The following is a 7,727-nucleotide window of genomic DNA, read 5'->3' as shown; positions in this document are numbered from 1 at the left end:
ACGGCACCCTGCTCTCGGCCCAGCCCATTCCCGTCGTCGGCGCGGGCGGTGAGGGCGGGGTCGTCGGCGAGGACGGTGCCGGTGCCGACGAGGATCGCGTCGGAGCCCGCCCGGCGGCGGTGCACGTCGAGTCGGGCATCGATGCCGGTGATCCAGCGGCTCGAGCCGTCTGCCGCCGCGGCGCGGCCGTCGAGGCTCGAGGCCCACTTGAGGGTGACGAAGGGACGGCCGAGGCGCGCGGCGACGAGCCAGTCGGCGAGGAACGCTTCGGCCTCGACGGCGAGCACCCCGCCGACGACCTCGACGCCGGCGGCGCGCAGGCGCTCGGCGCCGCCGGACGACGCGTGGCCCGGATCGGACACGGCGTAGACGACCCGGTTCACGCCCGCCTCGATGAGGGCGACGGAGCAGGGACCGGTGCGCCCGGTGTGGTTGCAGGGTTCGAGGGTGACGATCGCTGTCGCACCTCGGGCGGCGCCGGCCGGAAGGTGTGCGAGGGCGTCGACTTCGGCGTGCGCGGTTCCGGCGCCCCGGTGCCAGCCTTCGGCCAGGACGGTGCCGTCCGCATCGACGATGAGGCAGCCGACGCGCGGGTTCGGGCCGGTGGCCGGGCCGTTGGCGGCGAGGGAGAGGGCGCGCCGCATGAGGTGCTCACGCTCGGTGTCCTGGATCATTCCCGCCTCATCCGTTTCTGCAACGAACTCCGGGGGCGGATTGTGGATACGCGTACGCCACAAACCTTCGGCGGGCCCCGAAGGTCCAACCGAATCGTGCGCCTCTCATCCGGACTTTAACCGTCGGTGCTGGAATTTCACCAGCTCAACCGTTTCGCCCGGGGGCGGAACGGGTCGCGGACTTTCACCGCCGGTTCGGACTTACACCGACCCCGGAGCACGTTTCTTGCTTCTAGTTATAGCCCAACGCCCCCGCTCCCGGATAATTCCCGCCCGGCCCTGTGCAGGATTTGGACGTTTTCTTACGTGCCGTGGCCTGCCTGCAGCGTCCCTGAAGCCTGCCCGCAGCTTCACCCGAACCTTCCGTGGCTAACTCAGGAAAACCGTTGCGGAACCGTGTCACCGCCCCGGACCAGTGCAGCCCCGTTTCCGCATGGGCGTGTTTTTCCTGAGTTAGCCACGGTCGGCCGGGCAAAGGCAGACGAACCGTGCGCACCGGCCCTGAAGTTATCCCCAGATCTCGTCCGCGCCACTCGCAGCGCACGTGGCGCGATCACACTTTCCGCATGACGTGGGCCGAGTATTTCCAAGAAAGCAACGTTCAGATCGCCGAGACGGCCGCCCTCCTCGCCGCGGGTGCGACGTGGCGCTCTCTCCAGGCGGCCGTCGACAACGGGTTCCTCATCCGAGCGCGGCGCGGGCACTACGCGCTCCCGGAGACGGACGTGCACCTGCTCGAGGCGGTGCGTCTGGGCGGGCGCCTCGCGTGTGTCTCCGCTGCGGCACACGCGGGCGTCTTCGCTCTCGACGATTCCTTCGCGCACATCCACGTGCACCCGACGGGCTCCAGGCTGCGAGCACCGCACAACCGGTTCGAGCTCCTCACCGATCGGAACCGGGACGGCGTTGAACTTCACTGGGGGCGGCTGCTCGATTCCGAGGCCGGGACCGAGTACCGGGTGGGTCTGGCGGATGCACTCGTTCAGGTCTTTCGCTGCCAGGAGCCGAAATTCGCCATGGCCGCCCTGGACAGTGCCCTGCACCAGCGCCTGATCGGCGACGAGGATGTCGCGACCATCTTCGCGGCCCTGCCTGCCCGGTTCGGGGCCCTGCGCCCGTTCGTCGATGCCCGGAGCGACTCGGGCCAGGAGACCGTGCTGCGCTACATCGTGAGGGAGGCAGGCTACGCGTTCGAATCCCAGGTGTCCATCGTCGGCGTCGGCCGCGTGGACATGGTCGTGGAAGGCTGCCTGGTCGTCGAGGCGGACAGCAGGAAATTCCACGACGGCTGGTCCGCGCACGTGCGCCATCGAACCCGGGATTGTGACCTCGCCGCCCTCGGATACATGACGTACCGGGCCCTCTATCGGGACATTATTCACAATCCGGCGCGCGTTGTTTCCGCGATCGCCGGTCTCCTGGCCGCCAACCGCCACTATCGCACCGTCATCGCCTGACGCTGGTTCCCGCCGCAGTCGGTCCGTCGGCATCGGATGCGTGCAGCGGCGGGTGACCGGACGCCAGGGTATCCCGGCCGAGAAGGATGACCCGGGTGCGGGTGCGGGTGCGGGTGCGGTGGCGGAGGGCGGTGGGTTCCTACCCGACGAGGGCGCGGGCGGTGCCCTCGTCGATGAACAGGTCGGTGATGAGGCCGGCGGCAAGTGCGCCGCGGAGGCTGTCCACCTTGGAGGAGCCGGCAACGACGCAGATGCGCCGCGGGGTGCGGCGCAGCACCGACAGTCCCGGTCCGGTCCCGCGATCATTGAGCGGAATGCCGTCGGTCGAGCCGTCCGCGCGGTAGAAGACGGTCGCAACGTCGCCGACGACCCCGGCGTCGCTGAGCGCCGTGAACTCGTCGTCGTCGAGGTAGCCGCCGACATACACGTGGCTCGGGACCATGGAGAAGGGCGAGCCCACGCTGAAGAGGGCGACGTCCATGTTGCCCTGCATCTCCAGCAGCCGGCGCAGGCCGCGCTCCCGCCAGTAGGCCGTGCGGGTGGCGGGGTCGTCGAAGAAGGTGGGAACCGGGAACTGCTCCAGCCTGGCGTCGAACGCGTTGCTGAATCGCCGCAGGATCTCGTTCGCGTAGTCGAGTCCCGTGCTCCGGGTGTTTCCGGCGCCGTTCAACTGCACGATCTGGGCGTTGTGCGTGCGTTTGGGGGTCAGGTGGCGGCTGACGGCATTCATCGTGGAACCCCAGGCGATGCCCATGATCATGTTGGAGTCGAAGAATTCGCCGAGAATCCGTGCAACGGACAGGGCCACGCGCTCCAGCCTGTCGACGTCGCTGGCATGGTCAGGCACCGGGAGAACGTGCGCGGTGACCTGGAACCGCTCCAGAATCAGCTTCTCCACCCGGCTCGGAGCGTCGAGCGGCGACCTGATCTGGATGTCGACCAGTCCGCTGGCCCTGGCCTGGCTGAGCAGGCGGGATACCGACGAACGCGAGGTGTGCAGCTCCTGCGCGATGGCCTCCATGGTGAGGTCCTGCACGTAGTACAGCTGCGCCGCGGTGAGGGCGTCCGAGGTGCGGTCGGACAGGGGCAGATCATTCGGGTGGGGCATGCTGACTCCTTGCACATATGTTCACAGCTATTGACCGTTTGTGTAGAACTTAGCAGGGTAGAAGAAATCACCCACCCCGCATAGTTTCCCAGCCGCAAAGAAGTGAGCGAATCAGTGCCGTCAACTCCCGATCAGTCCTCGTCCTCCCGTCCGCTGTCCAGCGGAGCCGCCGCCCAGGCCGCCCTGCAGGAACTCCCTCGGGCCCAGGTGCTCATCATCGGAGCCGGAATCAACGGCATCGCGACCTTCCGTGACCTGGCGATGCAGGGCGTCGACGTCGCAATCGTCGACAAGGGCGACTATGTCTCCGGCGCCTCGTCGGCCTCCTCCCACATGATCCACGGCGGTGTGCGCTACCTCGAGAACGGGGAATTCCGCCTGGTGAAGGAGTCGGTCGAGGAGCGCAACAGCCTGCTGAAGATCGCCCCGCATTACGTCAAGCCTCTCAAGACGACCATTCCGATCTACTCCACCTTCTCCGGGGTGATGTCCGCGCCGATGCGCTTCCTCACCCACCGCCAGGGTGCGGCCCAGGAACGTGGTGCCCTGCTGATCAAGATCGGCATGATGCTCTACGACTCCTTCTCACGCGACGGCGGCACGGTGCCCCGGCACGAGTTCCTCGGCAGGAAGGCGTCGCTCAGACTGCTGCCGCGCCTCAACCCGGGCCTCAAATACACGGCCACCTACTACGACGCCTCGATGCACGACCCCGAGCGTCTCGCCCTCGACGTGCTCGCCGATGGCCTGGCCGCCGGTGCGCACGCACGCAGCGCCAACTACATCGAGGCCATCGGCATGGATGCCGCGGGCGTGCGCCTCCGGAACACGGTCACCGGCGCCGAATTCAGCTTTGCGGCGGACGTCGTCGTCAACACCTCGGGACCATGGACCGACCTCACGAACACGGCCCTCGGCCAGGCCAGCACCTACATGGGCGGCACCAAGGGGTCGCACGTCGTGCTCGACAACCCCGAGTTGCTCGCCGCAACGGGCGGCCGCGAGATCTTCTTCGAGCACAAGGACGGCCGCATCGTGCTGATCTACCCGCTCGCGGGCCGGGTGCTCGTCGGCACCACCGACCTCGAACACGACATGACCCAGCCCGCGCGCTGCACCGAGGCCGAGGTCGACTACTTCTTCGATCTCGTCAAGCACGTTTTCCCGGATGTGGCCGTCGACCGTTCCCAGATCGTCTTCCGGTTCGCCGGGGTACGCCCGCTGCCCCGGCACGACGACGAGGCGCCGGGGTTCGTCTCCCGCGACTACCGCATCGAGTCCCGTCCGCTCGGCGCCCGGCCGGGCACCCTGCTCAGCCTGGTCGGCGGCAAGTGGACCACGTTCCGCGCCCTTGCCGAGCACCTGAGCGGCAACATCCTGACCCTGCTCGGTCTGCCGCGCACGGTCTCGACGGTCGGCCTCGCCATCGGCGGCGGTCGCAACTTCCCGTCGACGGATGCCGCCCACCGGGTCTGGATCGCCGCGAACGGCGACGAGGTCGGTGCGCCGCGGGCCGAGCAACTCCTGACCCGCTATGGCACCCGGGCCAGTGAGGTCATCGACTTCCTCACCGCCGAATCGGACGCCGCGCTCAAGCATCACCCCGATTACTCCCGCCGGGAGATCGAGTTCCTCGCGGCCACGGAATCTGTGGTGCACCTGACCGACCTGGTCCTCCGGCGCACGAGCATGGCCTTCCGCGGCGAGCTCAGCCTGACGCTGCTCGAAGAACTCGCCGGCGTCCTCGCGCCCGTGCTCGGCTGGGATTCCGCCCTCCGCGCCCTCGAGGTCGAGCGCACCGTCGGCCTGCTGCGCGACCTGCACGGCGTGGACCTCGCAAGCGTCGACGCGGCATCCGCTTCACGCGCGTAGGCGACGATCTGCACAAACGTGCAGGTTTGAATGCACCATTGGCCGCGCTGAGCCGATAGGTTTCTCGAGATTCGTTTTGCGGTCACAACCGGCCCAAAAACTGTCTCATCTCCAGCGTCAACAACTCGGCTTCACTGAACAAGGGTGTCAATGTGGACAATCTCGGTATCGTTTTCCTCTCGGAGCTGGTGGGCACGGCCCTGCTCGTCCTCCTCGGCTGCGGCGTGGTCGCGAACGTGGCCCTCGCCAAGAACAAGGGGTTCGGCGGCGGCTTCCTGATGGTGACGATCGGGTGGGGCCTCGCGGTCTTCTCCGGCGTCATCGTTGCATACAACTCCGGTGCTCACCTCAACCCCGCCGTCACCCTCGGCCTGGTCGCATCGGGTGCGACGGAATTCGGCTCGGGCGTTCCGGTCAACGTCGTGTCGGTGCTCACCTACATCGGCGCGCAGCTCCTCGGCGCCATCATCGGGGCCGTGTTCTGCTGGCTCGCGTACAAGCAGCACTTCGACCAGGAACCGAACCCGGCCAACAAGCTCGGCGTCTTCTCGACCGGTCCGGCCATCCGCTCCTACGGCTGGAACCTTGTCACGGAGATCATCGGCACTTTCGTGCTGGTGTTCGTGATCATCGCCTTCGGCGGCGGTCGCCAGGGCGTCAACGGCGGACTGGCCGCGCTCGGCCCGCTTCCGGTGGCCCTGCTCGTGATCGTGATCGGCACTTCGCTCGGTGGGCCGACCGGGTACGCGATCAACCCGGCCCGTGACCTGGGGCCGCGCATCGCGCACTTCATCCTGCCGATCAAGGGCAAGGGTTCCTCGGACTGGTCGTACTCCTGGGTGCCGGTCGTCGGCCCCATCATCGGCGGCGTCCTGGCCGGCCTCGTTTCGACCGCGCTCCTGCCGATCCTGGCCTGACGCGGTATCCGCCAGGACACCGGCTTCGACCGGTTGTTCCCACGCAGCTCTCACCTCCCCCGCTTAACCTGACACACACGAATAACAAAGGAGTTATCAATGGCTGACTACGTCATCGCGATCGACCAGGGCACGACCAGTACCCGGGCGATCATCTTCGACAAGGCGGGGTCGATCGTCTCGACCGGCCAGCTCGAGCACGAACAGATCTTCCCCCGCGCGGGCTGGGTCGAGCACGACCCGATGGAGATCTGGAACAACACCCGTGAGGTCATCGGCCAGGCGCTGTCCAAGGCCGACATCACCCGGCACGACCTCGCTGCCGTCGGCATCACCAACCAGCGCGAGACCGCCGTGGTCTGGGACCGCACCACCGGGCTCCCCGTCTACAACGCGATCGTCTGGCAGGACACCCGTACCCAGCCCATCGTCGACCGCCTCGCTGCCGACGGCGGCGTCGAGCGCTTCAAGAAGCAGGTCGGACTGCCGCTCGCCACGTACTTCTCGGGCACGAAGATCGTCTGGATCCTCGAGAACGTCGAGGGCGCCAGAGCCAAGGCGGATGCCGGCGAGCTGATGTTCGGCACGACGGACTCCTGGGTGCTCTGGAACCTCACCGGCGGCCTCGAGGGCGGCGTGCACGCGACCGACGTCACCAACGCGAGCCGCACGATGTTCATGGACCTCGAGACCCTGCAGTGGGACGACGACATCCTCGCCGCGTTCGACGTGCCGCGGTCGATGCTCCCCGAAATCCGTTCCTCCTCCGAGGTCTACGGCATCGCGAGCGGCCACAGCCTGCTGCGAGAGACCCCGATCTCGGGCATCCTCGGCGACCAGCAGGCCGCGACGTTCGGTCAGGCCGCGTTCGACCAGGGTGAGGCGAAGAACACCTACGGCACCGGTAACTTCCTGATCTTCAACACCGGCACCGAGATCGTGCACTCAAAGAACGGGCTGCTCACGACCGTGGGCTACAAGCTCGGCGACGGCGAGACGCACTACGCGCTCGAGGGATCGATCGCCGTCACCGGAGCCCTCGTCCAGTGGCTGCGCGACAACCTCGGCATAGTCGGTTCGGCCTCCGAGATCGAGGCGCTCGCCCTGTCTGTGAAGGACAACGGCGGAGCCTACTTCGTGCCGGCGTTCTCCGGCCTGTTCGCGCCATACTGGCGTGCCGATGCCCGTGGTGCACTCGTTGGACTGACCCGGTTCGTGAACAAGGGCCACATCGCCCGGGCAGCACTCGAGGCGATCGCGTACCAGACCCGCGAGGTGCTCGACGCGGTCAACGCCGACTCCGGCGTCCCGCTCACCGAGCTGAAGGTCGACGGCGGCGCTTCGGCCAACGACCTGCTGATGCAGTTCCAGGCCGACATCCTCGGCGTATCCGTGGTTCGCCCGGTGGTTGCCGAGACAACCGCCCTGGGCGCCGCGTACGCGGCCGGCCTCGCGGTCGGCTTCTGGAACGACCTCGACGAACTCCGCGCCAACTGGCAGGAGGACGCACGCTGGGAGCCCCAGCTCGACGTCGCCGAGCGTGACCGTCTGCTCCGCAACTGGAAGAAGGCCGTCACCAAGTCGCTCGACTGGGTGGACGAGGACGTCCTCTAGCCCACCTCGCTAGAGCGATACCGGCAACTGTGGCCGATTCGGACAAGTGCGGCCCGCGGGCCGGCAACAGTTGTCCGAATCGGCC

At 67.5% G+C, this 7,727-nt stretch carries 6 protein-coding genes and 1 riboswitch; of the genes, 4 read left to right on the top strand and 2 right to left on the bottom strand.

The features are described 5' to 3' along the window. On the bottom strand, positions 1-674 hold a 674-nt coding region (gene ribD, locus QN350_RS18375; RefSeq protein WP_323517078.1), incomplete at its 3' end, for a bifunctional diaminohydroxyphosphoribosylaminopyrimidine deaminase/5-amino-6-(5-phosphoribosylamino)uracil reductase RibD. A 93-nt stretch (positions 675-767) separates the two neighbouring features. Next, positions 768-898: riboswitch (FMN riboswitch) on the bottom strand. Positions 899-1,240: 342 nt separating this feature from the next. Between ribD and QN350_RS18370 the strand changes: the two genes are divergently transcribed. Next, on the top strand, positions 1,241-2,131 hold the full coding sequence (locus tag QN350_RS18370) for a hypothetical protein (RefSeq protein ID WP_322138997.1): 891 nt from the start codon (positions 1,241-1,243) through the stop codon (positions 2,129-2,131). Between the two features lie 139 nt (positions 2,132-2,270). Here QN350_RS18370 and QN350_RS18365 read toward each other — a convergent pair whose 3' ends face one another. After that, complete coding sequence (locus tag QN350_RS18365) at positions 2,271-3,239, bottom strand: sugar-binding transcriptional regulator (RefSeq protein WP_322138998.1); 969 nt, start codon at positions 3,237-3,239, stop codon at positions 2,271-2,273. Between the two features lie 153 nt (positions 3,240-3,392). Between QN350_RS18365 and QN350_RS18360 the strand changes: the two genes are divergently transcribed. From QN350_RS18360 to glpK, 3 genes are all read left to right on the top strand, one after another. Continuing rightward, the gene (locus QN350_RS18360) at positions 3,393-5,111 is read left to right on the top strand and encodes a glycerol-3-phosphate dehydrogenase/oxidase (protein ID WP_322140379.1); all 1,719 of its coding nucleotides are present in this window, start codon (positions 3,393-3,395) and stop codon (positions 5,109-5,111) included. Positions 5,112-5,263: 152 nt separating this feature from the next. Then, positions 5,264-6,028: an MIP/aquaporin family protein gene (locus QN350_RS18355; protein WP_322138999.1), complete on the top strand. Its 765-nt coding sequence runs from the start codon at positions 5,264-5,266 to the stop codon at positions 6,026-6,028. A gap of 99 nt (positions 6,029-6,127) precedes the next feature. Next, positions 6,128-7,642, top strand: coding sequence for a glycerol kinase GlpK (gene glpK / locus QN350_RS18350; protein WP_322139000.1), 1,515 nt, complete (start codon positions 6,128-6,130; stop codon positions 7,640-7,642). The last annotated feature ends 85 nt before the right edge of the window (positions 7,643-7,727 follow it).

It is taken from the genome of Cryobacterium sp. 10I5 (genome assembly GCF_035019865.1).
GTDB lineage: Bacteria > Actinomycetota > Actinomycetes > Actinomycetales > Microbacteriaceae > Cryobacterium > Cryobacterium breve_A.
The sequence above is the reverse complement of the archived record's forward strand: the minus strand, read 5'-3'. Positions and strand labels throughout refer to the sequence as shown.